This is a genomic window from Rhizobium sp. RSm-3 (assembly GCF_001854685.1).
GTDB lineage: Bacteria > Pseudomonadota > Alphaproteobacteria > Rhizobiales > Rhizobiaceae > Rhizobium > Rhizobium ecuadorense.
In genome coordinates this window covers 318,840-345,242 of the sequence record NZ_MAWZ01000013.1, presented here as the reverse complement: position 1 = coordinate 345,242, position 26,403 = coordinate 318,840, and the positions used below count along the sequence as shown (strand labels likewise).

At 61.0% G+C, this 26,403-nt stretch carries 29 protein-coding genes; 13 read left to right on the top strand and 16 right to left on the bottom strand.

Going from position 1 to position 26,403, the window contains the following annotated elements; translation table 11 throughout:
• Positions 1-84: 84 nt before the first annotated feature.
• A complete protein-coding gene (locus BBJ66_RS14880) occupies positions 85-354 on the top strand; it encodes a ribbon-helix-helix domain-containing protein (protein WP_049736180.1) in 270 nt (89 codons plus the stop codon).
• Positions 351-665, top strand: a complete 315-nt coding sequence (locus BBJ66_RS33130) for a type II toxin-antitoxin system RelE/ParE family toxin (RefSeq protein WP_082336912.1) — start codon at positions 351-353, stop codon at positions 663-665. The genes BBJ66_RS14880 and BBJ66_RS33130 overlap by 4 nt, the downstream gene beginning before the upstream one ends.
• 23 nt (positions 666-688) lie before the next feature.
• On the opposite strand, the gene BBJ66_RS14870 is transcribed toward BBJ66_RS33130, so the two are convergent.
• Positions 689-919 (bottom strand): hypothetical protein, encoded by a 231-nt coding sequence (locus BBJ66_RS14870; RefSeq protein ID WP_049736181.1) that lies wholly within the window; start codon positions 917-919, stop codon positions 689-691.
• Positions 920-1,081: 162 nt separating this feature from the next.
• Between BBJ66_RS14870 and BBJ66_RS14865 the strand changes: the two genes are divergently transcribed.
• Positions 1,082-2,995 carry an ABC transporter ATP-binding protein gene (locus tag BBJ66_RS14865; protein WP_071087927.1) on the top strand — a complete coding sequence of 638 codons (1,914 nt, stop codon included), beginning with the start codon at positions 1,082-1,084 and terminating at the stop codon, positions 2,993-2,995.
• Here BBJ66_RS14865 and BBJ66_RS14860 read toward each other — a convergent pair.
• Complete coding sequence (locus BBJ66_RS14860) at positions 2,951-3,883, bottom strand: endonuclease/exonuclease/phosphatase family protein (RefSeq protein ID WP_071087925.1); 933 nt, start codon at positions 3,881-3,883, stop codon at positions 2,951-2,953. The two genes, BBJ66_RS14865 and BBJ66_RS14860, sit on opposite strands and share 45 nt — an antisense overlap.
• A gap of 285 nt (positions 3,884-4,168) precedes the next feature.
• Here BBJ66_RS14860 and petA point away from each other — a divergent pair, with 285 nt between their 5' ends.
• The 4 genes from petA (at position 4,169) to BBJ66_RS14840 (ending at position 7,609) form a co-directional block, all read left to right on the top strand.
• Positions 4,169-4,747 carry a ubiquinol-cytochrome c reductase iron-sulfur subunit gene (gene petA, locus BBJ66_RS14855; protein ID WP_082336913.1) on the top strand — a complete coding sequence of 193 codons (579 nt, stop codon included), beginning with the start codon at positions 4,169-4,171 and terminating at the stop codon, positions 4,745-4,747.
• Positions 4,748-4,761: 14 nt separating this feature from the next.
• The gene (locus BBJ66_RS14850; protein WP_049736184.1) at positions 4,762-6,042 is read left to right on the top strand and encodes a cytochrome b; all 1,281 of its coding nucleotides are present in this window, start codon (positions 4,762-4,764) and stop codon (positions 6,040-6,042) included.
• 25 nt (positions 6,043-6,067) lie between these two features.
• A complete protein-coding gene (locus BBJ66_RS14845) occupies positions 6,068-6,952 on the top strand; it encodes a cytochrome c1 (protein WP_071087923.1) in 885 nt (294 codons plus the stop codon).
• A 111-nt stretch (positions 6,953-7,063) separates the two neighbouring features.
• A complete protein-coding gene (locus BBJ66_RS14840) occupies positions 7,064-7,609 on the top strand; it encodes an adenine phosphoribosyltransferase (protein ID WP_049736186.1) in 546 nt (181 codons plus the stop codon).
• 24 nt (positions 7,610-7,633) lie between these two features.
• Here the strand turns inward: BBJ66_RS14840 and BBJ66_RS14835 are convergent, their stop codons facing one another.
• A complete protein-coding gene (locus BBJ66_RS14835) occupies positions 7,634-8,101 on the bottom strand; it encodes a MaoC family dehydratase (RefSeq protein WP_071087921.1) in 468 nt (155 codons plus the stop codon).
• Between the two features lie 16 nt (positions 8,102-8,117).
• Complete coding sequence (locus BBJ66_RS14830; RefSeq protein WP_071087918.1) at positions 8,118-8,606, bottom strand: MaoC family dehydratase; 489 nt, start codon at positions 8,604-8,606, stop codon at positions 8,118-8,120.
• 194 nt (positions 8,607-8,800) lie between these two features.
• Between BBJ66_RS14830 and BBJ66_RS14825 the strand changes: the two genes are divergently transcribed.
• Positions 8,801-9,904, top strand: coding sequence for a hypothetical protein (locus tag BBJ66_RS14825; protein WP_071087916.1), 1,104 nt, complete (start codon positions 8,801-8,803; stop codon positions 9,902-9,904).
• 19 nt (positions 9,905-9,923) lie between these two features.
• Here the strand turns inward: BBJ66_RS14825 and ychF are convergent, their stop codons facing one another.
• On the bottom strand, positions 9,924-11,027 hold the full coding sequence (gene ychF, locus BBJ66_RS14820; RefSeq protein ID WP_071087914.1) for a redox-regulated ATPase YchF: 1,104 nt from the start codon (positions 11,025-11,027) through the stop codon (positions 9,924-9,926).
• A gap of 331 nt (positions 11,028-11,358) precedes the next feature.
• Between ychF and clpS the strand changes: the two genes are divergently transcribed.
• Entirely contained in the window at positions 11,359-11,670 is a 312-nt protein-coding gene (gene clpS, locus BBJ66_RS14815; RefSeq protein WP_071087912.1) for an ATP-dependent Clp protease adapter ClpS, read from the top strand.
• A 7-nt stretch (positions 11,671-11,677) separates the two neighbouring features.
• On the opposite strand, the gene BBJ66_RS14810 is transcribed toward clpS, so the two are convergent.
• The 5 genes from BBJ66_RS14810 to BBJ66_RS14790 all read right to left on the bottom strand — a co-directional run bounded on the left by BBJ66_RS14810 (position 11,678) and on the right by BBJ66_RS14790 (position 16,883).
• Entirely contained in the window at positions 11,678-12,139 is a 462-nt protein-coding gene (locus BBJ66_RS14810) for a GNAT family N-acetyltransferase (protein ID WP_071087910.1), read from the bottom strand.
• Positions 12,136-12,867: an aminoacyl-tRNA hydrolase gene (gene pth / locus BBJ66_RS14805; protein ID WP_071087908.1), complete on the bottom strand. Its 732-nt coding sequence runs from the start codon at positions 12,865-12,867 to the stop codon at positions 12,136-12,138. The genes BBJ66_RS14810 and pth overlap by 4 nt, the downstream gene beginning before the upstream one ends.
• A gap of 89 nt (positions 12,868-12,956) precedes the next feature.
• A complete protein-coding gene (locus BBJ66_RS14800) occupies positions 12,957-13,670 on the bottom strand; it encodes a substrate-binding periplasmic protein (RefSeq protein ID WP_049736293.1) in 714 nt (237 codons plus the stop codon).
• A 17-nt stretch (positions 13,671-13,687) separates the two neighbouring features.
• On the bottom strand, positions 13,688-16,039 hold the full coding sequence (locus BBJ66_RS14795; protein ID WP_071087906.1) for an EAL domain-containing protein: 2,352 nt from the start codon (positions 16,037-16,039) through the stop codon (positions 13,688-13,690).
• Between the two features lie 235 nt (positions 16,040-16,274).
• Positions 16,275-16,883, bottom strand: a complete 609-nt coding sequence (locus BBJ66_RS14790; RefSeq protein WP_049736194.1) for a 50S ribosomal protein L25/general stress protein Ctc — start codon at positions 16,881-16,883, stop codon at positions 16,275-16,277.
• Between the two features lie 342 nt (positions 16,884-17,225).
• Between BBJ66_RS14790 and BBJ66_RS14785 the strand changes: the two genes are divergently transcribed.
• Positions 17,226-18,770, top strand: a complete 1,545-nt coding sequence (locus tag BBJ66_RS14785; protein WP_071087904.1) for a hypothetical protein — start codon at positions 17,226-17,228, stop codon at positions 18,768-18,770.
• Positions 18,771-18,968: 198 nt separating this feature from the next.
• Here BBJ66_RS14785 and BBJ66_RS14780 read toward each other — a convergent pair whose 3' ends face one another.
• From BBJ66_RS14780 to lgt, 6 genes are all read right to left on the bottom strand, one after another.
• Positions 18,969-19,901 (bottom strand): ribose-phosphate pyrophosphokinase, encoded by a 933-nt coding sequence (locus tag BBJ66_RS14780; RefSeq protein WP_049736196.1) that lies wholly within the window; start codon positions 19,899-19,901, stop codon positions 18,969-18,971.
• Between the two features lie 105 nt (positions 19,902-20,006).
• The gene (locus BBJ66_RS14775; RefSeq protein ID WP_071087902.1) at positions 20,007-20,825 is read right to left on the bottom strand and encodes a hypothetical protein; all 819 of its coding nucleotides are present in this window, start codon (positions 20,823-20,825) and stop codon (positions 20,007-20,009) included.
• A 90-nt stretch (positions 20,826-20,915) separates the two neighbouring features.
• Positions 20,916-22,067 carry a M24 family metallopeptidase gene (locus tag BBJ66_RS14770; RefSeq protein ID WP_071087900.1) on the bottom strand — a complete coding sequence of 384 codons (1,152 nt, stop codon included), beginning with the start codon at positions 22,065-22,067 and terminating at the stop codon, positions 20,916-20,918.
• Positions 22,068-22,072: 5 nt separating this feature from the next.
• Positions 22,073-22,867 (bottom strand): peptidoglycan editing factor PgeF, encoded by a 795-nt coding sequence (pgeF, locus tag BBJ66_RS14765; RefSeq protein ID WP_049736199.1) that lies wholly within the window; start codon positions 22,865-22,867, stop codon positions 22,073-22,075.
• A 111-nt stretch (positions 22,868-22,978) separates the two neighbouring features.
• A complete protein-coding gene (locus BBJ66_RS14760) occupies positions 22,979-24,079 on the bottom strand; it encodes a class I SAM-dependent methyltransferase (protein ID WP_071087898.1) in 1,101 nt (366 codons plus the stop codon).
• Positions 24,080-24,098: 19 nt separating this feature from the next.
• Positions 24,099-24,947, bottom strand: coding sequence for a prolipoprotein diacylglyceryl transferase (lgt, locus tag BBJ66_RS14755; protein WP_071088132.1), 849 nt, complete (start codon positions 24,945-24,947; stop codon positions 24,099-24,101).
• A 203-nt stretch (positions 24,948-25,150) separates the two neighbouring features.
• Here lgt and BBJ66_RS14750 point away from each other — a divergent pair, with 203 nt between their 5' ends.
• The 3 genes from BBJ66_RS14750 (at position 25,151) to BBJ66_RS14745 (ending at position 26,403) form a co-directional block, all read left to right on the top strand.
• The gene (locus BBJ66_RS14750) at positions 25,151-25,411 is read left to right on the top strand and encodes an accessory factor UbiK family protein (RefSeq protein ID WP_049736202.1); all 261 of its coding nucleotides are present in this window, start codon (positions 25,151-25,153) and stop codon (positions 25,409-25,411) included.
• Positions 25,392-25,790, top strand: coding sequence for a hypothetical protein (locus BBJ66_RS34595; protein WP_128146104.1), 399 nt, complete (start codon positions 25,392-25,394; stop codon positions 25,788-25,790). The genes BBJ66_RS14750 and BBJ66_RS34595 overlap by 20 nt, the downstream gene beginning before the upstream one ends.
• Positions 25,791-25,902: 112 nt before the next feature.
• Complete coding sequence (locus BBJ66_RS14745) at positions 25,903-26,403, top strand: YbjN domain-containing protein (protein ID WP_003541709.1); 501 nt, start codon at positions 25,903-25,905, stop codon at positions 26,401-26,403.

Genomic DNA, 26,403 nt, shown 5'->3' with positions numbered 1-26,403 from the left:
CACAAGAGCGGGGAGGGCTTCTTAACAGTTGAGAACAGTTAAGAAGCTGTGGTACATTTGCTGATCCCAGCAAGGAATGTGCTTATGGCGACCGTAACGATCTCATTGCCCGACAGCCTCAAGGCTTTTGTCGAAAGCCAGATGGCCAGCAAGGGCTATGGCAATGTCAGCGAATATTTCCGGGGCCTCGTTCGGGATGCGCAGGAGCGCGAAAACGAGGCGCGGCTTGAGGCCTTGCTGCTCGAGGGCCTGGCATCTGGGGACGCCGTTGAGGCAACGCCCGCATTCTGGAGCGATCTGAGGAAGGAAGCCGCGCAGTTGCTGGCAGCGCAGAGCAAGAACAAGTCGCCATGAAGCTTGCCGTCAAACCGGCAGCTCGCGACGATATGTTGTTGCAGCTTTCCTATCTTGCGGAGCGCGGCGGAGAGGAACTCGGTCTGCGGTTTCTGCATGCCGCCGAACAGTCTTTCGTGCGTCTTCTCGAATATCCGAATTCTGGCACGCCGAAGACATTCGGCAATTCAAAACTGGCGTGCATAAGATCGTGGCCCGTTCCGGGTTTCGAGGATATTCGCGCCTATTATACCGTGGAACATGAATCGGTTACGATCTTGCGCGTTCTGCACGGCCGTCGGGATGTTGTCGGTATTCTCGGCGGGAATTGATGCCGCGCTTGCTCTGCGGCGGTTCAAAGACTGTCGGCCCAGTCGATGACGCGGTCATGTTCGACGAGGATGATGGTGTTGGCGGCGGCCAGCGTGCGCAGCGCGGCGATGCGGCGGTGCTCCTCCTGGTCGAGCCAGGCGGAAACGGCCTCGGTGACGATTTCGTCGCGCGGCAATGCCAGGTCGAGAGCCAGGGCATCGAGCCTTTCCGCGAGCGGAAGCGGAATATGCGCATCGAGCATTTTCGTTTCCATGAACCTTCTCTCCGGTGAAGCGCGATCGTATCGTCAGATTGTGACCGGTTCGGGGGTAATCAATGGCGATGCCGCCGATGTTATCGATCATTACCAAAATATAACATTGCGTCCGCTTTTCATTCCCTTTGCCGCCCCGCCCAATCCGCCTATATCGCTTCCATGTTCCTGCGCCCCATCCTTCGCCTGTTCGAAACCTGGATCGATCCGTTTCGTCCGCGCGCCAATCTTCAGCCGCCGGGCTCGACGCTCGGGTTTGTCTGGTTCTATATCGGCCAGGCGAGGATGCCGTTCATCGCCATGCTTATTCTCGGCGGCACATCGGCGGCAATCGAGGCGGCGCTTTTCTGGTTCGTCGGTCGACTGGTCGATATCCTCGGCAGTATCACACCCGGCGCCGGTTGGAGCGGTCTTCTGGCAGCCCATGGCGGCGAGCTGTTCGGCATGCTCGCTCTCATCGGGCTCGTGCGTTTTGTCGTCGCCTTCCTGATCGCGCTCGTCGATCAGCAGGTGATCACGCCGGGTTTCTATAATCTAGCACGTTGGCAATCTTATCTCCATGTCTCCCGGCAGTCTTTATCGTTCTTCCAGAGCGATTTCTCCGGACGCATCGTTACCAAGGTCTGGTCGGCCGGGCAGGCCACCGGGGATCTCGTCACCTCGCTGATGGAAAGCGTCTGGTTCGTCGGCATTTATGCGGTGACGACGCTCGTGCTCGTCGCCCGGCTGGACTTTTCCCTTGCCGCCGTCGTGCTGTTCTGGCTTGGCGCCTTCGGCCTACTTGCCCGCCACTTCGTTCCCAGGATCCGCCATCATTCCCGCGAAACGGCGGAGGCCGGATCGATGCTGAACGGCCGAATGGTCGATTCCTACAGCAACATGCAGACGCTGAAACTGTTTGCCCGCGACGAGGAAAGCGACCGCTACATGCGGCAGGGCTTCGATATCTTTCAGGATACGGTGCTGCGCTTCACCCGGTTCATCACCGGCGTCAGGGCTTCGATGGCGCTTCTCTCCGGCCTGATGATCGTGACGATGGCTGGACTGAGCGTCGATCTCTGGCTGCGCGGCCTGGTCAGCTCGGGTGCGGTGGCATTCTCGCTGGCACTGGTGCTCAGGCTGAATTTCCTGCTCGGGCGGCTGATGACGCAGTTCAACGGCATCATGCGCAATCTTGGCACCATCCAGAATGCTGCCGAGCTGATCTCCCAGCCTCTGGGGCTCGTCGATCGGCCGGATGCGAAGAGCCTGCTGATCCGGCAGCCCGGCATCCGCTTCGACAATGTTTCCTTTCGCTACGGCAAGGGTCACCTGCCGGTCGTCGAGAATTTCTCCCTGACAATCCATCCGGGCGAAAAGGTCGGGATCGTCGGACGTTCGGGCGCGGGCAAATCGACGCTGATGAACCTGCTGCTGCGCCTCTACGACATTCAGGACGGCCGCATCCTCATCGACGGCCAGGATATTGCCGCCGTGACGCAGGAATCGCTCAGAATGCAGATCGGCGTCGTCAGCCAGGATACCTCGCTGCTGCATCGTTCGGTGCGCGACAATATTCTGTTCGGACGGCCGGATGCCGGCGAGGAGCGGTTGGTCGAGGCGGCCAGGCGCGCCGAAGCCATCGACTTCATCGAGCGCCTGCAGGATCAGCAGGGCCGCAGAGGTTTCGATGCACATGTCGGCGAACGCGGCGTCAAACTCTCAGGCGGGCAGCGGCAGCGCATTGCCATTGCCCGGGTCATGCTGAAGGACGCCCCGATCCTCGTTCTCGATGAAGCGACGTCGGCGCTCGATTCGGAGGTGGAAGAAGCGATCCAGTCCAACCTTCATCGGATCATGGAGGGCAAGACCGTGCTTGCGATCGCCCACCGGCTGTCGACGATTGCCGCACTCGACCGGCTGATCGTCGTCGATCTCGGCCGGATCATCGAGGAGGGCAGCCACGACGAACTGCTTCGCCGCGGCGGGCTATATGCCGAGCTCTGGGCGCGTCAGTCCGGCGGCTTCCTGGCGGCGGACGACGATCAGAACTCAGGGATCGACGACGAATTCCGCCATCAGGCCAAAATGATTTGAACCGAAACTGTCCTGAATGCGGCGGACAGATTTCAGCCGCAGCGGCGCTTTGCTGAAGACGTGATCGATTGGAATGCCGAAGGCGCCTGCCTTAATCGGCCATGTCGCCGGCTCCAGCGATACCGTGCCGAGGCCCTGGCCGCGCATGAGCCACTGCACGTCGGGCGCCAGGATCGACGTATTGAAATCACCGGCAAGGACGAGCGGCCCCGGCAGGGAAGGAATGATCTCTGCGAGATCCCAGATCTCCAGGCCGTGGAATTCGTCATAATAGGGTTTGGTAAGGTGCGCGGCGAGGAAATTGACCTTCTGCCCGTCGAAATCGATGGTCGATATCGTCAGCCGGTTGCGCCAGAGCAGGCCGAGATTGCGGATGCGGGGTTCGATGAGCGGACGCTTCGACAGCACCAGCGTATCGCATTCCTGCATGCCGACGCCGCAGCCGATGTAATAGGGATAGGTCTTCAAGAGCCGCGGCAGTTCCGACAAAACCGGTTCGGCCTCCAAGATGTTGACGACATCGGCGCCGGAGGCGATGGCCAGGTCGGCGATTGCGCCGCCGTTCGCGAAATTATCGTTCTCGATATTGAAAGACATCAGCTTGAAGAGAGCCGGCCGGCTTTCTTCCACAGCGGGCTCGGCGAATTCGCGCATCATCATGACGCCGTGGATGGCAAGGACCACGGATACGCTAAGTGTCAGCACCCCATACCAGTGCCGCTTGACGAGAAGGGCTGCGATAGACCCCGCCGCTGCGGCCACCGCCAGATGGACCTGGAAGCTGTAAAAGAAGGAAAGCAGATAGAAATCTCTGACGTAGCGCAGCGAGACGACGGCGAGGACGAGCGTCGTGAGGACGCTGAATACGCAAAAAATCGTGTCTCTCATTCGTTCCGGTCCGGCTCGCTGGCGTGGCTGCCATCGCGCCTATCACGGCGACCCTTTTGTTGCAATGCAGCATAGTGGCAAGCTTGTGTTTGCCTTAAAAAAATCCTCGGAAATTCCCGCGACATTGTGCCCTCGTCCCCTTGCCAAGGCTGGACATAATTTGCGATCAAGCTTAGAACGCGCCGGATTGCCGGGGAATCTATGGCCGAATTGTGTCCAGATCGATTCGCCGGCAGAGGGGGCAGGGCGGAATTCCGCTATAATTGCGCAGAGGATGGTTAGGCCGTGAGCGAACACGTAACGACAAGCGAGGCTTCAGCAGAGCCTACTCGCCGTGATTTCCTTTATCTCACCACTGGAATGGCGGGTGCTGTCGGCGCCGTCGCGGTTGCCTGGCCGTTCATCGACCAGATGCGCCCGGATGCGTCGACGCTGGCTCTGGCTTCCATCGAAGTCGATGTCGCGAGCCTCGAGCCCGGTATGTCGCTGACTGTGAAGTGGCGCGGCAAGCCGATCTTCATTCGCAACCGTACGCCTGAGGAAGTGAAGGCAGCCGCCGATGTTCCGCTGGCCGATCTCAAGGACCCGGTCGCCCGCAATGCCAATCTGCCGCCCGAGGCTCAGGCAACGGGCGTCGATCGTTCAGGCGGCAAGGACAAGGAAAACTGGATCGTCATGATTGGCACCTGCACCCATCTCGGTTGTGTGCCGCTCGGCCAGGCCGGCGAATATAATGGTTGGTTCTGTCCCTGCCATGGCTCGGTTTATGATACGGCCGGCCGCATCCGTAAGGGTCCTGCGCCGCAGAATCTGGCGATTCCGACCTTTTCATTTATATCCGATACCAAGATCAAGATCGGTTGAGGGGAGACTGATTAATGAGTGGCCATTCCAGCTACGAGCCATCAACCGGCCTTGAGAAATGGGTCGATGCGCGCCTGCCTTTGCCGCGCATGGTCTATGACAGCTTCATTGCATATCCGGTTCCCAGGAACCTGAACTATGCCTATACGTTCGGTGCCATGCTCGCCGTCATGCTGATCGTACAGATCCTGACAGGCGTCACGCTCGCCATGCATTATGCCGCCGACACGTCGCTGGCTTTCAACTCTGTTGAAAAGATCATGCGCGACGTCAACCACGGCTGGCTGCTGCGCTATATGCATGCCAACGGCGCCTCCTTCTTCTTCGTGGCCGTTTACCTGCACATTGCCCGCGGCCTCTATTACGGTTCCTACAAGGCGCCGCGCGAAATTCTCTGGATCCTCGGCGTCGTCATCTACCTCCTGATGATGGCGACCGGCTTCATGGGCTATGTTCTGCCCTGGGGTCAGATGTCCTTCTGGGGCGCGACCGTCATCACCGGCTTCTTCTCAGCCTTCCCGCTGGTCGGCGAATGGATCCAGCAGTTCCTGCTTGGCGGCTTCGCCGTCGATCAGCCGACGCTGAACCGCTTCTTTTCGCTGCATTACCTGCTGCCCTTCATGATTGCCGGCGTCGTCGTCCTGCACATCTGGGCGCTGCACGTCACCGGCCAGACGAACCCGACCGGCATCGAGGTCAAGACCAAGACGGACACCGTGCGCTTCACGCCTTATGCGACGATGAAGGATGCGCTCGGCGTCTCCGTCTTCCTGCTGGTCTATGCCTATTTCGTCTTCTACCTGCCGAACTTCCTCGGCCATGCCGACAACTACATTCCGGCAGACCCGCTGAAGACGCCGGCCCACATCGTTCCGGAATGGTACTTCCTGCCGTTCTACGCGATGCTGCGTTCGATCACCTTCAACGTCGGCCCGATCGATTCCAAACTCGGCGGCGTGCTCGTCATGTTCGGCGCGATCATCGTGCTGTTCTTCCTGCCTTGGCTCGATACCTCTAAGGTTCGCTCGGCCGTCTACCGTCCCTGGTACAAGCTGTTCTACTGGCTGTTCGTGATCAATGCGATCATCCTCGGCTGGCTCGGCTCGCAGCCCGCGGAAGGCCTGTTCACCACGATTTCGCAGATCTGCACGCTCCTCTACTTCGCTTTCTTCCTGGTCGCGATGCCAGTTCTCGGCCTTGTCGAGACACCGCGGCGCATCCCGAACTCGATCACCGAAGCGGTGCTCGAAAAGCGCAACAAGACAGCAGCAGCCAGTGCTGCGGCCAATGCGTAAGCGCGCGACGGAAGGAAACAGAAATATGAAAACGCTTGTTGCAAGCATTCTTCCGCTCGCAGTCGCTGCCCTTCTGGGCAGCGCCGCCTTCGCCGAGGAAGCCACGCCCGCCAATGGCGCGGCGCCCGCCCATCACGAGGAAGGTGCGACGCCGCACTATCCGCTGAAGGAGCCCAAGGAAGAGGAGTGGAGTTTTGCCGGTCCGTTCGGCCATTACGACAAGGCTCAGCTTCAGCGCGGCCTCAAGGTCTACACCGAAGTCTGTTCCGCCTGCCATTCGATGAACCTCGTGCCTTTCCGTATGCTCGACGAGCTCGGCTATAACGAGGCACAGGTCAAGGCTTTCGCTGCGAACTACGAGGTCCAGGACGGGCCGAATGCGGCCGGCGAGATGTTTACCCGCAAGGCAGTCCCTTCCGATCACTTCCCGGCGCCTTTCGCCAATGCGGAGGCGGCCGCCGCTTCCAACAACGGCGCGGCTCCGCCTGACTTTTCGCTGATCGCCAAGGCTCGCGAAGTCGAGCGCGGCTTCCCGCAATTCGTCTTTGACATCTTCACGCAGTATCAGGAGAACGGTCCGGATTATATCCACGCACTGCTGACCGGCTATGAAGAGCCGCCGGCCGGTTTCCAGGTGCCGCAGGGTGGACATTACAACCCGTATTTCCATGCTGCCGCCGTCCTCGCCATGCCGAAGCCGCTCTCCGACGGCCAAGTGACCTATGACGATGGCGCGCCGCAGACCGTCGACCAGTATTCCAAGGACGTCTCTTCCTTCCTGATGTGGGCCGCCGAGCCGCATCTCGAAGAGCGCAAGCGCACTGGCTTCATGGTCATGATCTTCCTGGCGATCTTCACGGTGCTGATCTACCTGACGAAGCGCTCGGTCTACGCCAACAAGGAACACTGAACGTTCCCGATCAACTTCAAAAGGCGGCCTCGGCCGCCTTTTTTGTTGGTTCCGCCCCGGGCAATTGATAGGGTGCCGCCGATTTAAAGCGCTCGCAGATATGGACTTTCCATGGACAAGAATATGACTTCGGAGCTTGCCGCCAGCATCCGCTCCATTCCAGACTATCCCAAGCCCGGCATCATCTTCCGCGACATCACCACGCTGCTCGGCAACCCCCGCGCTTTCCGCCGGGCGGTCGATGAACTTGTGCAGCCCTATGCCGGGACGAAGATCGACAAGATCGCCGGCATGGAGGCACGCGGCTTCATCCTCGGCGGCGCGGTGGCGCACCAGCTTTCCTCCGGCTTCGTACCGATCCGCAAGAAGGGCAAGCTGCCGCACGATACGGTGCGCATCGCCTACAGCCTGGAATATGGCGTCGACGAGATGGAGATGCATCGCGACGCGGTGCAGCCCGGCGAAAAGGTGATCCTGGTGGACGACCTGATCGCCACCGGCGGTACTGCCGTGGGTGCGACCAAGCTGCTGCGCCAGATCGGCGCCGAGGTGGTCGGCGCCTGTTTCGTTATCGATCTGCCGGACCTTGGCGGCCGCAAGAAGCTGGAAGAGCTCGGTGTCGTCGTGCACACGCTGGTCGAATTCTCCGGCCACTGAGTCCGTAGACATTCCCCAGCAGCGTCAGTCGAATTCGAGCACGCCGCTTTCGAAGCGCATGACGGCTTCGCCGTTCTGATTGACGCCTTCGCAGAGAATGGTGTTGAGGTGCCAGCCCGGCCGCGATGCGAGCGGCCGGCTGGAGAGGAGGGCGACGGAATAGGTCACGACGTCGCCCGGGAAGATCGGCCGCAGCCATTGCAGTTTCTGAAAGCCCGGCGAGGGGCCGAGGTTCGGCGCCTTCAGGCCCCTTTGGGCGAGGGCGACGCTCTGGCTTTTCCAGAAGGCGAGGAACGTCCGCATCCAGGCGGCGGTGGTGTGCCAGCCCGACGCACAAAGACCGCCGAAGAGGGTGTCCTTGGCGGCTTCCTTATCGACATGAAAACGCTGCGGATCGTGACGTCTGGCGAAGCGGATGATGTTTTCCTCGGTGAAAGTGTAGCTGCCGATCTCGGCCTTCTCGCCGACGGCGTAAAGCTCGGACATTTTCATGCCAATACCTCCGGGCTCATGCCAATACCTCCGGGCTCGTGCCGATCCCCGGCTCGGGGCGCATGCGGATCATGACGGAGTTTTCCGAGAGACAGACGAGCTCACCGCGCTGATTTTCCACCTCGTGGCGGAATTTGGCGATTCCGATGCCGGGGCGCGAGCGCATCGGCCGGGCTTCAAGCACGGTCGAGTGACCCTGCAATGTATCGCCTGAAAGCACCGGCTTTCGCCATTCCATCAGGTCGATACCCGGCGCACCCTCGCAGAGCGCGTTCAGGATGTAGCTGTCGGCCATCATCCGCATGAGCATCGCGGACGTATGCCAGCCGGAGGCGGCGAGACCGCCGAGAATGCTGGCGCGGCCGGCAGCCTCGTCGAGATGCATCGGCTGCGGGTCGAATTCGCGTGCGAATTCGATGATTTCATCGGCGAGCACCAGCTTCGGGCCGAGGGCGAAGCGGCGGCCGGGCTCAAAATCCTCGAAGGAAAGCTTTTCTGCCGACATTCGCTTCTCCCGCCATATGCAGCGCCTGGAACAGGAAGTTTTTAGGCCGGCTCGGCCTAAAATCTGAATCCTGTTCTACATTAAAGAGTTAGAGCATGATGTCGCCCGAAAACCGCTTACACTTTTCGGCATCATGTTCTAGTGCTTACAACAGCATCCGCGCGGGCTCAATGATTCCGGGGAGAGAAACCGGCATGACGGAACTGAGGTCGATACTCGACGAGGCGGCGCGTCAGGGGCTGATTTCGCCGGAGGCGGGCGGGCGGCTTTTGCCGTTCCTGAGCGAGCGCGGCGTCGCTGTCGTCGGGCATCCCGCCGGCGTCGCCGAGGTGCAGCCGGCCATGGCGGCGGAGGGGCAGGCATGGTCGGATACTGAGACGCCGCGTTTCGTGCGCGGGTTCCACGACGTGCTGATCACCATCGGCGTTATCGTGGCGCTTTGCGGCCTCTGGGGGCTTGCCGCACTTTATGCCGTGCTGCCTGCCATCATCGTGCTTTCGGAAATCCTGGTGCGCCGCCAACGGCTTGCTTTGCCGGCCGTCAGCCTGACGATCGCGCTGTTCTGCTGGACGTGTCTGCTGATGTCCCGTTTCTTCCCGCCGTGGACGCCGACCGCGCAATCCTTCGGAGCGGAGGCGACGCAGTTCGCCGCCGGATTCCCGATCATTCTCGGCGCCTATTATGCCCGCTACCGCGTGCCGCTGTCGCTGGCGCTCGCCATCATGTCGGCGCTTGCCTTCGTTCTCACCCTGCTTTTGCGGCTGGTGCAATGGGCAAGCGGCAATCCGGCATTTTTCCTCGATCATCCCGCCGTGCTGGCGCTGGTTGCCCTGATCTGCGCGCTCGGACTGTTTGCGCTGGCTCTCTATTTCGATCTCGGCGACCGGCTGCGGCGGACGACGCGTTCGGATATCGCTTTCTGGCTGCATCTCGGGGCGGCGCCGGCACTGCTCTACAGCACCGTTTCCCTACTGTCGTTCGGGGGAGGCGTCCGTATTTTTGACGTCGCGAATATGTCGGCGCGGACACCTGCAGTCGTCGCGACGGTGGCGGCGCTGATGCTGATCGGTCTCGTCATCGACCGGCGCGCCTTCGTGACGTCGGGTCTGCTGTCGCTCGGTGTGGCGATCTTCAGCGTCTTCCGACAGGGAAGCGCCACTGTGGATACCTACATCTTCACGACGCTGATCGTTGTCGGCGCGATCGTATTGATCATCGGCACCGGCTGGATGCCGCTTCGGCGGCTGGTGCTCAGGGCACTGCCGCCGGCAATCGCAAACAGGCTGCCGCCGGGTTGAGGCGGCAGCGGTCCTTTATTTAGGTATTGAAACGGAAGTGGATGACGTCGCCGTCCTGGACGACATATTCCTTGCCTTCGTCGCGCGCCTTGCCGGCATCCTTGGCGCCGACTTCGCCGTTGAACTTGATGTAGTCGTCATAGGCGATGGTGTTGGCGCGGATGAAGCCGCGCTCGAAATCGGAATGGATGACGCCGGCCGCCTGCGGCGCCTTCGTGCCGCGCTCGATCGTCCAGGCGCGCGTTTCCTTCGGGCCGACGGTGAAATAGGTGATGAGGTGGAGCAGCTTGTAGCCGGCGCGGATCAGCCGGTCGAGGCCTGCCTCGTCGAGGTCGAGGGCGGAGAGGAATTCCTTGGCTTCCTCTTCAGGAAGCTGGGCGACCTCAGCTTCGATCGCTGCCGAGATAACGACGGTTTCGGCGCCCTGTTCCCGCGCCATGGCAGCGACGGCCTCGGTGAATTCATTGCCTGTGGAGGCCTCGGCCTCGGCGACGTTGCAGACATAGAGCACCGGATGCGAGGTCAAAAGGTTGAGACCCTTGAGGATTGCGATTTCCTCGGCATCGAGCGTCGACAGCAGCGTGCGCACCGGCTTGCCTTCGTTGAGCAGCTTCAGCGACGCTTCCATGATCGGCAGCATCGCCATCGATTCCTTGTCCTTGCCGGTGGCGCGCTTGCGCGTCTGCTCGGTGCGGCGCTCCAGGCTTTCGAGGTCGGCGAGCATGAGCTCGGTCTCGATGGTCTCGGCATCGGCGACCGGGTTGATACGGCCTTCGACATGGGTGATGTCGCTGTCTTCGAAGCAGCGCAGCACATGCACGATCGCATCGACTTCGCGGATATTGGCGAGGAACTGGTTGCCGAGGCCTTCACCCTTCGAGGCGCCGCGGACCAGACCGGCGATATCGACGAAGGAGATGCGGGTCGGGATCAGTTCCTTCGACTTGGCGATGTCGGCAAGCTTGCGCATGCGCGGATCGGGCACGGCGACTTCGCCGGTATTCGGCTCGATCGTGCAGAAGGGATAATTCGCCGCCTGTGCCGCCGCCGTTTTGGTGAGCGCGTTGAAGAGGGTCGATTTGCCGACGTTCGGCAGACCGACGATGCCGCATTTGAAGCCCATGGCTAAAACCTGCTGTTCTTGAATTCCTTGCTGGTGCCTATGGGATAAAGGAGCAATATGGTCAAGTCTTAGAGAGGTTTTAGCGTCGTTCACTTGCCGACCAATCCGTGCTGACCTATTGTTAAAAGCGACGGAGATTTCGGCGCATTGCGGATTTCACCGGGATGTGCCCTCGCTCAGATGCAATTGACCGCATCGATGTCGCAGCCGGCGAGCGGTTCTGCTCGTTTGAAGCTTGGAGCCGCGACGACTGGCTACCGAAAATTCGTCATCGACTGATTAGCTGTTTTGAAGATCGCTGACCCCATGTCATCAACGGGCGGATTTTCCGATGAGTGACAATGACGTTGCCCTGAAACCGAAGACCAAGGTGAAGCCGAAGCTCGACAAGCCGAAGCTCTACAAGGTCATCCTCGTCAATGACGATTATACGCCGCGCGAATTCGTCATCGTGATCCTGAAGGTCGTCTTCCGTATGGGCGATGAGACCGGCTACAGGGTGATGATGACGGCGCATAAGCTCGGCTCCTGCGTGGTGGTGGTCTGCGCCAGGGATATTGCCGAGACCAAGGCCAAGGAAGGCATCGACCTTGCCAAGGAGATGGGCTTTCCGCTGATGTTCACGACGGAGCCGGAGGAATAGCGCGTGTTCAGGGCCGGCGGATCTGATAGCCGGTCTTATCCTGCAGAAAACCGCAATTCTTGTAAAAGCGATGCGTCGTCGGGTTCGTCGAGCCGGTGAGCAGCATCACCTTGTAGCAGCCGGCCTTCCAGGCCTCGGTCACCGCATGGCCGATGACAGCACCGGCATAACCGCGCTGGCGGTGATCGGCATGGGTGACGACGTTTTCGATCAGCGCATAGGAAGCGCCGTTTCGCGTCAGGTTCGGCACGACGATCAGCGTGACGGTGGCGGCGGCGACATCGCAGGCGAAGCCGATGAATACGGTCATGCCGGGCTGAGCAATGATGGCCGAGAATCGCTCTTCGGCCATGGCCCTGTCGAGGAACGGATCGGTAGGGTTCAAATGCTGATAGAGGATGGTCAGCCCCGGGAGATCGCCTGCAGCGGCTGGACGGATGGCGAAATCCAGGTTCGGCACCGGCCTCATTCCCCCTTGTTGCCGAACATCTTCTTCAGCATGTCGGCCATCGGGCCGGTGGCCAGCACCTTCGGCTGATTGTGGTTGCGGGCCTGATGGATATGCGACTGGCCGGCCGGCTTCTTTTCGGTAGTCTTGCTGTCCTTCCGCGGCTTCTCCTCCTCGGCCTTGCCGCCGAGCGCCAGCGCGATCTTGTTCATCAGCTGCGAATCCTCGTTTCGCACCAGCATGTCGGCATTGTCGGCAAGCGTATCGAGAAGCGGCTCCAGCCAAGCCTTGTCGGCCTTGGCGAAGTCGCCGAGCACGTGGTTCTGCACCATTTCCTTGATGCCGGGATGGCCGATGCCGAGCCGCAGCCGCCGGTACTCCTTGCCGCAATGGGCGTCCAGCGACCGGATGCCGTTGTGGCCGCCATGGCCGCCGCCGGTCTTCAGCCGCGCCTTGCCTGGGGGAAGGTCGAGTTCGTCATAGATCGCGACGAGATCGGCGGGCTGGAGCTTATAAAAGCGCATCGCCTCGCCGACAGCCTCGCCGGAGAGGTTCATGAAGGTCTGCGGCTTGATCAGCAGCACCTTCTCGCCGCCGAGCTCGCCTTCGGCGATCTCGGCCCTGAATTTCTTCGACCAGGGGGAGAAGCTGTGGCGCCGATGAATGGCGTCGACGGCCATGAAGCCGATATTGTGGCGGTTGCCGGCGTATTTGCCGCCGGGATTGCCGAGACCCGCGATGATCAGCATGGCCTGTCGTCCTCGCTTAACTTTTGCCCACGTTCACCACCCGGAAACGAGAACAAAGTCAAGCGGAAAGGGCAAGCCCGCCGGCGCCGTCATTCCGACAGGTTCATACCGTATTTCAGGAAGATCTGCTTCTGGACGCCATCGGCGATCAGCTTGTCGAGGGCCGCCTGCATCCTGGCGCGCAGATCGTCCGGAAAACTCTTCTCGCAGGCAATGCTCATCGGTTGGGCGGAGAGCACGGTCACCATTTCCACCGGCTGGTCGGCCTTCAGCTTTTCGAAATAAAGTTCGGAAATCGGCATCATGTCGATACGCCCGCCGAGCAGCTTGCGCAGCGTCGCGTTGAAGTCGCTGGCGACATCAAGCTTGGTGAAACCCTTCTCCTTCAGGATCGTCTCGGTATAATCCTCGCGCTGGGTGCCAACCGTATATTTCTTCGCCTCGTCCAGATTGCCGGCGGTGACGCCAGAGCCTTTGCGGGTGATCAGGATGTTGCGATCGATGAGCAGCGGTTCGACCCATTTGAACAACGGGTCGCGTGCGCTGTTGTGGGCGGTCGCGAAGACGCAGGTCATCGGTGCGGTGCGGGCGAGGCCGAAGGCGCGCGCCCAGGGCATGATCTCGATCGTGTAGTCGACGCCGATCGCGGCCATTACCTTTTCGACCTGCTCGACGGTCGCGCCCTTGATCTCCTTGCCGTCGCGATAATTGAAGGGGGCGTAATCCTCGGTGGTGAAGGTCACCGTTTGCGCATGGGCGGCGCAGGGCAGCGCCAGGCAAGCGAGAAGCAGGAGCTTTTTCATCATCTCATCTCCTTTGTTCATGAGGCGCGCGCGACGGCCGATTGCGCGGCCATCAGTTCCTCGATGAGTACGGCTGCGTGCTGCGGACGGTGGAAGAGGTAGCCTTGGCCGTAATCAAGCCCCATCTGATGGAGCGTGCGGCATTCCTCTTCGGTCTCGATGCCCTCGGCGATGACGGTACAGTTCATCTTGTGAGAGAGCGTGGTAATGCCTTCGATCAGCATGCGGCTCTTCTGGCGCACGTTGTCGTCGCCATCGTTGATCGCGCGGGTGAAGGACTGGTCGATCTTGATGATATCGACAGGGAAGCGGTTGAGGTAGCTCAGCGACGAATAGCCGGTGCCGAAATCGTCGAGCGCGATACGGCAGCCGAAACGGCGAAGCTCGGTGACGATCATGCGGATCTGCGGGTTGTCGTGCATCAGCACGGCTTCGGTGATCTCGACGACGATGCGTTCCGGGCGGATGCCGTGGCGGCCGACAATGGCGGCGAGACGCGCCGGCAGTGCGGGCTCGAATTGCAGCGGCGAGAAGTTGATGGCGAGATAGGTATCCTCCATGCCCGATATGCGGGAAATCTTCGCGAGGTTGGCGATCGCCTTCTCCATGATGACATTGCCGACGCGGACGATCTTTGCCGTCTCTTCGGCGACGCTGATGATCTCGGCCGGCGGCATCAAGCCCTTCTGCGGATGGTTGAGGCGCATCAGCGCTTCGAAACCGGCGATACCGCGACCGTTCAGATTGACGATCGGCTGCAGGAAGGCCTCGAACCAGTTGTCGATGAGACCGGCTTCGATATTGGCCTCGATCTCGGCGCGGCTGCGGGCGCGGTCGAGCATGGCGTTGTCGAAGAGCTGGGCGCCATTCTTGCCGTCGCGTTTCTTGGCATACATCGCCAGGTCGGATTTCTGCAGCAGTTCGGCCGCGGTTGCGGCATGGTGCGGATAGATGGCGATGCCGACGGAGGCACTCAGATGCATGTCGGGGGCGAAGGGCGTATCGAAGATCGAGGCGATCTGCTCGCACATCATTCGGGCGCGTTTTTCGGCGTCCTTCGCCGGCAATAGGATGGCAAATTCGTCGCCGCCGAGACGGGCGGCCTCGTCGGAGGGAGCGAGATAGATCTTCAGTCGCTCGACGAGCTCGACCAGCGCCATGTCGCCGGCGGCATGGCCCATATTGTCGTTGATCCACTTGAAGCGATCGAGATCGACGAAGAGGCAGGCGAGTTCCTGGCCGGCCGCGTCGGCGGCGGCGATCTTGTTGTCGAGGACGGCTTCGAAGCCCTGGCGGTTGAGCAGCCCGGTCAGGTGATCGGTGATCGCCTGGCGATGGTTGCGGTCCTCGGAGGCCTTGAGTTCGGTCACATCGGTCATGACCGAGAGCGAGAGGCGATCGGGCGCGCCAGCTTCAGCTTCCGATTCCATGATGAGGACGTCCATGGTGCGGCCGTCCAGGCAAACGAATTTGACGGTGACCGTCATGCCGCTTTCGGCCTGGCGGCGCTTGACGAATTTGTCGCGGGTGGTCGATGTGACGAGATCGGCGAAGTTGCGGCCGATGACGGCGGCGCGGTTATAGCCGGTGGCAAGCAGCCAGTAATCGCTGACGGCGGTGATGCGGTCTTCCTCGTCGAGCGAGAAGAGCATGGCGGGCGTCAGATTATAGATGTCGGTGGTGCGGCGGTGAGCGAACTTCAGCTCCTTTTCCTCGCTTTCAAGCTTGGTCTGCATCTCGTTGAAGCTGCGGGCAAGCCGTCCCATCTCATCGTTCGACTGCCAGTCGACATGATGGCGGGAGCCGAGCTGCCGGGTTGCCTCGATCGCTGCGATCAGCCGCATCAGCGGCTGGATGACGAAGAAACGGTTGCCGATCAGCGCCGTGCCGAAAACGGTCAGCACGGCGAAGATGAAGATCGAGATGAAGACGACCTCTTCCTGCTTGAGGCCGGAAAACAAGCCGAGTGCCGGATAATAAACGCTGATGCTGCCGAGATTCTTCGGGCCGTCGACGGTATTGTAGACAATGGCGCGCGACACCTGAACGAGCTTGCCGTCGAAGGAACGCGGGATGGTGGATTGGCTGACGTCGAGCTGGCCCGACTGGTCGCGTACTTCGACCTTGACGATGGCGCCCTGGGAAACGACCGTCGCGCTGATCTGGGTGACGCTCTCCTCATCGAGATCCCAGAGGGGCTTTGCCAGCGCCTGGGCATTGGCGACCAGAAGAACGGAAATATGATCGCGTATTTCCTTGTCGGCCCGTTCCGAGGAAAGGAAAAGGAAGAGAACAAAGAGAGGAGCGACAAAAACGAGCAGCGCTCCGCAAACAATTCCAAAAAATCTGTTCTCAACGGAATTGTTCATGGTTCCGTCTTCTCCCCCAGGCCGACCCTATCTGCTGTCGCGCGTTAAGACGGGCTTCTTCGCAGCTGACGAAGCATGCTTTCACGAATACGTTAAATGTTGCTGAAACAGGGACTTGCCGGGCAATCAAAAGCCCGCCTTCCCAGTGAACTGGCTCCTGAAAGTTGGACGACAACCTTTCAGGGGTCAGTTCACGGGAAAGCGGGCCGTATGCTTTACCAATTGGTCGAAGCGATCAGGCTTCGGCTTCGCCTTCCGCGGCGCTCTCGTCGACGCCGGCAGCCGGAGCGATGATGGTCGCGATCGTGAAGTCGCGGTCGATGACTGTCGTGACGCCCTTCGGAAGGGTGACTTCCGAAATATGGATGCTGTCGCCGATCTTCTTGCCGCTGAGGTCAACGTTGAAGAATTCCGGGATCGCATCGGCCGGGCAATGAACTTCGACTTCATGGCGAACGATGTTCAGAACGCCGCCGACCTTGAGGCCCTGGGACTTCTCTTCGTTGATGAAGTGAACCGGGATTTCGACGGTCACCTGGGTGTTGCCGGAGACGCGCAGGAAATCGACATGCATCGTGAAGTCGCGGACCGGATCGAGCTGGTAGTCCTTCGGCAGAACCTTGTACTTCTTGCCGTCGACTTCGATCGTCGCCACGGTGGTCATGAAACCGCCGGCATGAATGCGCTTCGTCACCTCATTGGTGTTGAGAGCGATGGCAATGGGGGCCTGCTTGTCACCATAGATGACAGCGGGAATCAAACCGTTGCGGCGAAGTTCACGGGCGGACCCCTTACCAACCCGTTCGCGCGCCTCGGCCTTGAGCTCGTAAGTTTCCTGGCTCATGGCTATTCCTTTCGAGGTTATTTGGAGAGTTCGGCGGCGGGCAGAAGCCTTGTTCCGTCGAACTGGAGGCGGGTTTCCCCATCCTCATCCGCGCTGCCTCCAAGGGTGTCTACACGGACCGGTGGCCTATATTATAAGTCGCTCGGAAACGCAAGTTGCGGATTAAGCCTGTTTTTGGCAAAGCGAATGCCGCGTCCGGGAGGCAATGTTTGCGCTTACTGCGAAACCCGCAGTCCCGCAAAGCGGCAAAATCGGCAGTCCCGTTATAGCCGAGGTTGACATCGGCGCGCTTCCTCTCTTTGGATGCCGCAATCAAAAAAGCGGCTGAGGAGAAATCGGACTATGCGTCTTAAACTTGTCACGGCAACGAGCTTGCTGGCACTTTGCCTTGTCACTACGGCCCAGAGCGCCGAGATCAACCAGGACGGCGCCAATGCGCTCAAAGGCAGCCTGACAAAGCTGCTGCCGGAGGAACTGGCGAAGAGCGGCCTGATCACCGTCAATCCGACCGGCACGCGCTACGAGATCATTTACGATCTGGCAAAGCTGCTTTCCAAAGCCGATCCGGCAAAATTCACGATCAACGGGCTGACGCCGTTCTCGACATTCGCCACACCGCTCGACAGCGGGCTCTGGAACATCGAAGGCGACAATCAGTTCGATGTCTCCGGCCATTTCAAGGGTCCTGACCAAAAGCCGACGGATTTCTCCTATTCCATTGCTTCTCTTGTCTATGCTGGCATCTTCGATCCGGCGATCAGCTACCTACGCTCCAGCACCGCCACGGCAAAGGACATCAAGCTCACCAGCAAGTCTGAGACCGAAGAAGTCAGCGCCAGCATCGCCAGCATGGATCAGAAGCTGAGTTCGACCGACAGTGCGGGCGGCAATGGGCGTATTGATGTCGTCGGCAGCGGCTCGGCGTCGACTTTCGTCGAGAAGGTTTCCGGCGCACAAATGCCGCCCGTCGAAATCCGTGCCGACTCGATCGACGTCGAAGCCAAGATAAATGGTCTGCCGGCCAAGCAGATCCGCGACATGGTCTTCTTCATTCTCGATCATGCCGACGAGAAGGAACTAAGCCCCGAAAATAGCGCCAAGGTGAAGGGGATACTCAAGGAAGCCTTCCCGCTTCTTGCTTCGTTCAGCGAGACGATTGGCGTCAACAATCTGACCGTCAGCAGCCAGTTGGGCAATGGCGGTGTCAAGGCGTTTGGTTACAACGTGGCTATGGACGGGCCGAGCGATGCCATGCGCTTCGGCTTCGGCATGAATGCGCAAGATATCAGCCTCGACAGTCCGCTGATGCCGCCAAGCTATTCGACTTTCATGCCGACCAGTTTCGATCTGCAAGTTGCCGTGCCGAATTTGGACTTCGCCAGTTTTGGCGATGCCTTGATGGCGATGGATTTCAAGGACAATGCGCCGGAGGCGAGCGGCGAAGAGATGGGCAAGAAGCTCTTCCGCGACGGTCGCCTCGCCGTCGAGTTTCCGAAGATCAGCGCTAAGTCGGATGTTTACGACATCGACGTGACGGGCAAGATCGAAGGACGGATCGACACCGAGAAGGACTATTCGATGGAGGCGACGATCCTTGCCCGCGATCTGGACAAGACGATCGCCGCGGTTCAGGAGCTTGCCAAGACGGATCCCGATCTCAACCAGGTCTCCTTCGGCATCATGATGGTGAAGGGCTTCGCCAAGACCGATGCGGACGGCCGTTCGCGCTGGGATATCAGCATCAGCCGCGACGGCGCGGTTGCCGTTAACGGACAGGTGGTCAAGGGGCCGGACGCTCCGGATCAAGATCAGGGGACGGAGTCAGACCAGGAGCAGGAACCGGATCAGGGCCAGGATGCGGTACCTGCGCCGCCGCAGCAGCCTTGAGCGTTATCAATCGGGATAAGAAACAAAAGAAGCCGGCCTTGTGCCGGCTTTTTGCGCCTTACGTGACAAGCTTCGCGGAATGATCGGAACGGCGGTTTATTCTGGGCTTTCGTTTCCAGCAATTCATGCTGCTCTGTGAGCATGCCCGGTAATAGCCTGGTCCATCTGATGCAAGAGCCGGTCGAATGCCGGCTCTTTTTAATCGAAGAGGCTGGAGACCGACTCTTCCTGAGCCGTTCGGCTGATGGCTTCGCCGATCAGCGGCGCCGTCGTTACGATGCGGATGTTGTGTGCCGAGAGCACGGCCGTCGTCGGCTGGATCGAATCCGTAATGACGAGTTCGCGCAGCTTCGAGGAGGTGACGCGGGTGACCGCGCCGCCGGAGAGGACGCCGTGGGTGATATAGGCGGTGACGCTGGCTGCGCCCTTGGCGAGCATCGCGTCGGCCGCGTTGCAGAGCGTGCCGCCGGAATCGACGATGTCGTCGATCAGCAGGCAGTCCTTGCCGGCAATATCGCCGATGATGTTCATCACTTCCGATTCACCCGGCCGATCGCGACGCTTGTCGACGATGGCCAGAAGACAGTCCAGCCGCTTGGCAAGCGCGCGGGCGCGAACCACGCCGCCGACATCGGGCGAAACGACCACGACGTTGCTGAGGTCGTAATGGCTCTTGATGTCGCGCGTCAGCACAGGCAGGGCGAAGAGATTGTCTGTGGGGATGTCGAAGAAGCCCTGGATCTGCCCGGCATGGAGATCGAGCGTCATGACGCGGTCGGCGCCGGCTTCGGTAATGAGGTTTGCGACCAGCTTGGCGGAGATCGGCGTGCGGCCTGAGGCGCGACGGTCCTGACGCGCATAGCCGAAATAGGGAAGCACCGCGGTGATGCGGCGGGCTGAGGAACGACGCATCGCGTCGATCATGATCAGCAGTTCCATCAGGTGGTCGTTGGCAGGGAAGGCGGTGGGCTGCACGAGGAAAACATCCTCGCCGCGCACATTTTCCTGGATTTCCACGAAGATTTCCTGATCGGCAAATCTTCGAACACTGGCTCTCCCCAAGGGAACGTTGAGATAGGTGCAGATCGCTTCGGCGAGTTGCCGGTTCGAATTGCCTGCGAAAACCTTCATTTTGGTCCGCCCGTTATGCGCTGATAGCCGCGCTTTTTAGCCAGCTTCCCCGTGAATGCAAGGGCAAAGGCGCCACAGGCTTTCATATTTGCGAAAAGTTTGTGACTAACCGCCCCGCGCCTGCCGCCAGGAGGAGAATTCCGCGATGGTTTTCGAGCCGATCTGCTGCATCACCGAGGCGGGAACCCCCGCCCAGGGGTCGGCCGCGGCCGCCGGCACGCTTTCCTGCCCCTGGATGCGGTGCAGGCGGCCGCCGGCACTGTCGAGCACGTCCCAGACATAGACCACGGTGACCTTGCCGTCGTCGCTGAAGGCGGAGAGATAACCTTTGAGAATGTAATCGCTGCTGGCATCGGTCGAGCTCTTGATGGAAAGGCCGTGCGCACGCGCCTCGGCGCCGAGCTGGCGCGAGAGCGGGGTCACCGCCTGCACCGGTGCGCCGATGATCGGCAGGAAGCGCACGGTGTTGCCGCGGGCAGAGGAGGAACCGGGGAGGGCGGCGGTCTGTTGCGGCTGTTGCATCTCGACCGGCTGAGCCGACTGTGCGGGAGGCGCACCGCCGGAAGCCGGCGGTGGCAGCGATTGTTCCTCGATCGGGGCGGAGGCGGCCGGCGAGGAACTGTTCCTCGACAGGGCATCCGCCTGCTCCTGCATTGTCGTCGGCGGTGCGCCGGTGCCGGGCCGATAGGCCTGCTGCGACTGATCGTAAGCTGGATGGTAGCCACCCGGCTGGGAGCTTTGGGCGAAGACCCGCTGGCGTGTGCCCGCCAGACGCTCAGCCTCGCCCTGCGTCACCGGGCTCGACGACGCGCGCGCGGAGGAATCGCCGATATCGACCTGCGGCGTCAGCGCATCGGTGGTATTGCAGGCGGTCAGCAGAGCCGTGACGACCAGGAGGGTGGGCACAATCGCAGCTCGCGTCATCCCTTGATCCGTCCTTTCCACAATCGCGTCAGCCCCGTCCGAATTTATGCGGGCGGGGGCGGGCGTCTGTCAATTCCGGATTCTCATCGGTCAAAGACCGATGAAATCCAGCGGATGGCGGGACAGCGCGCGCGGCGCATCCGCCGTCGTCAGATAGGTCTGGCCGAGCGTCATCGCCGTGCCCGTGTCGGAATCGGCGATGATCATGTGCACGAAAAGCGACATGTTCGGCTCGATCGGCTGCGGATTGCCGACATGGAACATCTGGTGCTCCATCCAGGAGGGCGAGAAGCGGGCGCCGAGTGAATAACCGCAGGCATTCAACCGGTGGCGGGCGAGGCCGCGCTCGTCCATGATCCTGGCATGCATGTCGAAGACGTCGCCGAAGCTGTGGCCGGGCTTCAGCACGGTCTCGATCGCCTCGATGGTTTCGCGGCATGCATTGTAGAGTTCGCGGTGGCGTTGCATCGGCTCGCCGATGACGATCGTGCGCATCATGGCGGCATGGTAATGCGCATAGGTGCCGGCCCATTCGAGCGTCAGCTGGTCGCTGGCGTCGAGTTTGCGGCGGCCGGCCTTATAGCGGCAAAGCAAGGCATCGGCGCCGGAGCCGATGATGAACTCGTTGGCGGGATAGTCGCCGCCGCCGGAAAAGATCGCGCCCTGCATGGCGGCGAGGATATCGGCCTCGTCGGCGCCGGGCTTGGTCAGCCGGATCGCGGCGTCGAGCGCATCGTCGGCGAGAAGGGCGGCGCGCTCGACATAGGCGACCTCAGTCGGGCTTTTGACGAGGCGCAGCCGGCTGACAAGATAGGATGCGTCGACGATCTGGCCAAAGGTGGTCAGCTGCGCGTCGAGCAGCCGGGAGATCCGGCCGGTCATGCCGTGCGTGTCATATTCGATACCGATGCGGGCGCCGAGCAGGTCCATGTCGACCAGCAGGTTCTTCAGGTCGAGCGTCGGATCGGCATTGACCCGGTCGACCCAGATATGGATATCCTCGAGGATCGAGGTGTGCCTGGCCTGGCGAAGGTCGGCCGAGCGGGTGAGCAGCGCCATGGTGCCGTCGCTCTTGACGATCAGCGTCTGGAAGAAGCAGTAGCCGAAGGTGTCGTAGCCGGTCAGCCAGTACATGCTTTCCTGGGCGAAGAGCAGCAGGGTGTCGAGCTTTTCTTCCTTCATCTTTTCGGTGAGGCGCGCAAGCCGGCTTGCGAATTCTGCCTTTTCAAAGTGCAGTGCCATTCTGCTCAAGTCTCCCTGATTGAGATCGCGGAAATCTGGCGGCCGTAGTCCGGCTCCTTGCGATGTGTCGTCCTGCGGTAGGAAAAGAAGCGCTCGCTGTCCGGATAGGTGCAGAGGCCGAGGCTTTCGGCCCGCACGCCGGCTTTCGTCAGCCGGCCGATAGTCAATGCCGGCAGATCGAACATGGCGTGGCCTGATGTTGCCGAAGGCGCGAAGAAACGTTGGTAATCCGGGTCCTCGGCGATGAAGCGCTCGACGAACTCAGGGCCGACCTCATAGCTTGTCTGGCTGATCGAGGGGCCGAGGCAGGCGATAATGCGTGTGCGGTCCGCCCCCAGCGTCTCCATGGCGGCGATGGTGTTTTCAAGCACGCCCGTCAGCGCGCCCTTCCAGCCCGCATGGGCAGCGCCGACGACGCGATTGTCCGGGTCGGCAAACAGGATCGGGCCGCAATCGGCGGCAAGCACGCCAAGCACGATGCCGGGGGTGCGCGTGACCATCGCATCCGCCGCGGGACGGGCGCCGTCGTAATCGGCATCGATCGTCACGACATCCGGGGAATGCACCTGATGCACGGTCGCCAGCCGCTCGACCGGCAGGTCGAACCAGGCGGCGACCCGGCGGCGGTTTTCCAGGACCTTGTCACGTTCGTCGCTGGAGCCGAGGCCGACATTGAGGCCACGATACAGCCCTTCGGAAACGCCGCCGGCGCGGGTGAAATAACCGTGGCGGATAGTGCCGCCCGCCGCTTCGTTCAGCAGCGTGCTTTCGATCGGTGCGGGAGAGGCCGCGTCCTGCATCTGTGATTCCGGGGTTTTTTAAGAGGTTTGTTATTATCCCAAGCGCATCGCATTGGCGGCGCGCTTCAAGTTCTTGGTGGCTGGGATGTTGAACCAGCCGCGTGCGCCCTGTCAATCCACGGGGCGAAAGGGCATGAGGTCGACTGCGGGGTTAGAGACCGCCATCACCTTGAAGAGTTCACCCATCCGGCCTTCACCGGCGCCGGCGAGCCGCTCGACTGCCGTTTGAATGACCTGCTGGGTTTGCGGCTCGCGATCCTGGCCGAGGGCGGCGGCACGTTCGAGGATGCCGAGGCCGGTCAGAAAATCACCCTGATGCAGGGCGCCGTTCAGATGGACGCCGGCCGCAAGCGCCGTTTCGGCGAGCTGCTGGAAGTCGACATGGCTCGTCAGATCGGCTTCACCGGGATGGGCGAGCGGCGGGTCGAATTCATGCATGCGCACGGCCTGCAGCGTATCGCCGAAGCCGGTGACGAGATGGCCGTAATCGATCGCAAGCGCCGTTCCGCCGAAGGCGCGCAGCCGCTCGCAGATCGCCATCATCACCGCCTGGCGGGCAGGCGAGATCTCGAAGAGCGTGCCGAGCGGCAGGTTCTGCACCGGTTCGGGCAGAAGTGCCGGATCGAGGCCGGCGACGCCGGCGGCGAAGGCCAGCTCGCCATTGGCATCAATGCCGATCATGCGCTCACGGAAACCCGTCGGCATGCGGACAAACTGGCGGATCGGGATGGCGTCGAACAATTCATTGGCGGCTATCAGGGTGAAGCCCGGCGGGACTTCGTCGAAGCCGTGGTGCCAGACGATCTTCTCGCCGTAAGCCTCGAGTGTCTGGCTCTGGACGTCGCGCAGGCGCTCGCTGGTTTCGACGAGATGTACGGTCATCATCTCCAGGAGCGGCGGGGCGATGCGGGAAATGACCCGCAGCATATCCGCCATCATCGTGCCGCGGCCGGGGCCGATCTCGACGAGGCGGACGCCCGCCGGCGTGCCGTGGCGCTGCCAGGCATGGACGATGAAGACACCGATCATCTCGCCGAAGATCTGGCTGACTTCGGGCGCGGTAACGAAATCACCCGAGCGGCCGAACGGCTCGCGGGTGCGGTAATAGCCGTGTTCGGGATCGGCGAGGCAGAGCGAGAAATAATCGGTGACGCTGATCGGGCCGTTGGCCTGGATGATCGCCTTGATCTTTTCGCCTAGAGCGGTGGTCATGTCGCGCGTCCTGCCGTTTTCAGAGCTGCAGCGCAGCCTGGCGGCGGGCCCTGAGCATCGCCCAGAGGCCGAGCAGGATCATCGGGGAGGAGAGCACCATGCCCATGGTCAGCCAGTTCGTGCCGAGGAGGTAACCCAGCTGGGCGTCAGGCTCCCGGAAGAATTCGACGAAGATGCGCGACAGCGCATAGCCGCAGACGAAGACGCCCGTGATGAAGCCGGGGCTCTTCAGCGCCCGCATGCGGTAAACCAGGGCGGCCAGCACCAGGAGCAGAACGATGCCTTCGAGGCCGGCTTCGTAAAGCTGGCTCGGGTGGCGGGCGAAGGGGCCGCCGGTCGGGAAAACCACGGCCCAGGGCACGTCGGTCAGCCGGCCCCAGAGTTCGCCATTGATGAAATTGGCGATGCGGCCGAAGAACAGCCCGAAGGGAACGACGGTGGCGACGATGTCGAACAGGCTCCAGATCGGAATGCCGTTGCGGCGGGCAAAGATGATCATGGCGATCGTCGTGCCGGTCAGGCCGCCATGGAAGGACATGCCGCCGTTCCAGATCTCGAGCGCGCGCACGGGACTGCGCAGGACGGCGGGGAGATCATAGAAGAAAATATAGCCGAGACGGCCGCCTAGGACGACGCCGAGAGCCGCCCAGACGATGAAGTCGTCGAGCTGCGTCTTAGACATCGGCGAGACATTGCCGGGCCAGAGACTGTTATTGGCGGCGAGGCGACGCGCATAGGCCCAGCCGAGCAGGATGCCGGCGACATAAGCGAGACCGTACCAGTGAATCGCCAGCGGACCGATCGAAAAAGCGATCGGATCGATGTCCGGGAAAGGCATGATGGCAAGGAGATTGGCTGCTGTCGGCAAGGTTTTCCCACCTGTTTGGTTGCGCGGAACATGCCGCTGCGATCCCGGACGGTCAAGTCCATTGTTCGTGATGGCGCTTTCGCGGCCCGTTCCGGCAAGCCGATCCAATGCAAAGCGCTTGCATCGCGGGTGGCGAAGCCCTACCTCAATCCTTGAGGCCCCAAAGGGCTGAAATTCACCTCATGCGAAGGGAGAAAAACGCCATGACGACCGGAACGAACCGCATCATGGACGAATTCGCCAAGCTGATGACCGATGCGGCAGGTGCTGCCCAGGGCGTCCGCAAGGAGATCGAAACCGCCTTCAACGCCCAGGCCGAGCGTTGGCTGAACAGCATGGATATCGTCAAGCGCGAGGAGTTCGAGGCTGTGCGCGAAATGGCGATCAAGGCGCGCGACGAGAACGAGGCGCTTGCCGCCCGCATCGCGGCGCTCGAAGCGAGGCTTGGCGGCGAGGGGCACTGATCCGCGTCGCAATCTTTCAGATTCGCTCCTTGCGCTTCAGGTCTTTGTCTTCCGCACGCCGCAACCGCAAGCCGCCGAACGCTTTGCGCGGCATGCTTTAAAGTCCCGATATGCCACAGATGCGGCGTTGCCTTCATGCCACACGCCGCATCCGTCACAAAAAATTCAGGTGGAGTTTTCCACCTGTGGACACTGCCAAAAAAGCCAATTCGCAGAGTCGCTTATTCTCCCTTCTGAATTGAATTTCGAAGAGCCTTTCCACAGTGGTCCGGCCTATTTTCCCCTCAGGGGGCTGGCAGGTGGCAAGGGGCATTATACACTGATTTTAAATGATGATTCGAAGCGACTTGGTAAGCTCCGGGCAGGTTATCTGCGTTAAGTCTGGCAGCGGTTCAACGATCATCCGAGTGGTGGTTCCGGTATTTGCGTGTGTCTTTCTTGTGTTCTTACACCAAGTTAGGTCGCATTCGTTCCGGTCAAGAAGGTGCTGCATGAACCTGATGGAATTGGAAGTCGAGCGTCAGTCGAACCCGGTCGATATGATTGAGTACGTTGCCTCCAACAACGACTGGTCGTTTGAACGGTCCGGCGAGGACGAGATCGCGATGACGGTCGAGGGTCGCTGGACGGACTACCACGTCTCCTTCTCCTGGATGGAGGAATTCGAGGCGCTGCACCTTGGCTGCGCCTTCGATATCAAAGTTCCCGACATCAGGGTCAACGAGGTGGTCAAGCTGCTCTCGGCGATCAACGGGCAGGTGCTGATGGGGCATTTCGACCTCTGGCGCCAGGAAGATGTCGTCATCTTCCGGCAGTCGCTGCTGCTGGCCGGCGGCGCGGAGCCCACCAACCGCCAGGTGGAGGTGCTGCTTTCCAGTGCGCTCGATACCTGCGAAGCCTATTTCCAGGCATTCCAGTTCGTCGTGTGGTCCGGCATGGAAGCGACGAAGGCAATGGAAGCCGTGTTGTTCGAAACAGTCGGCGAGGCATAA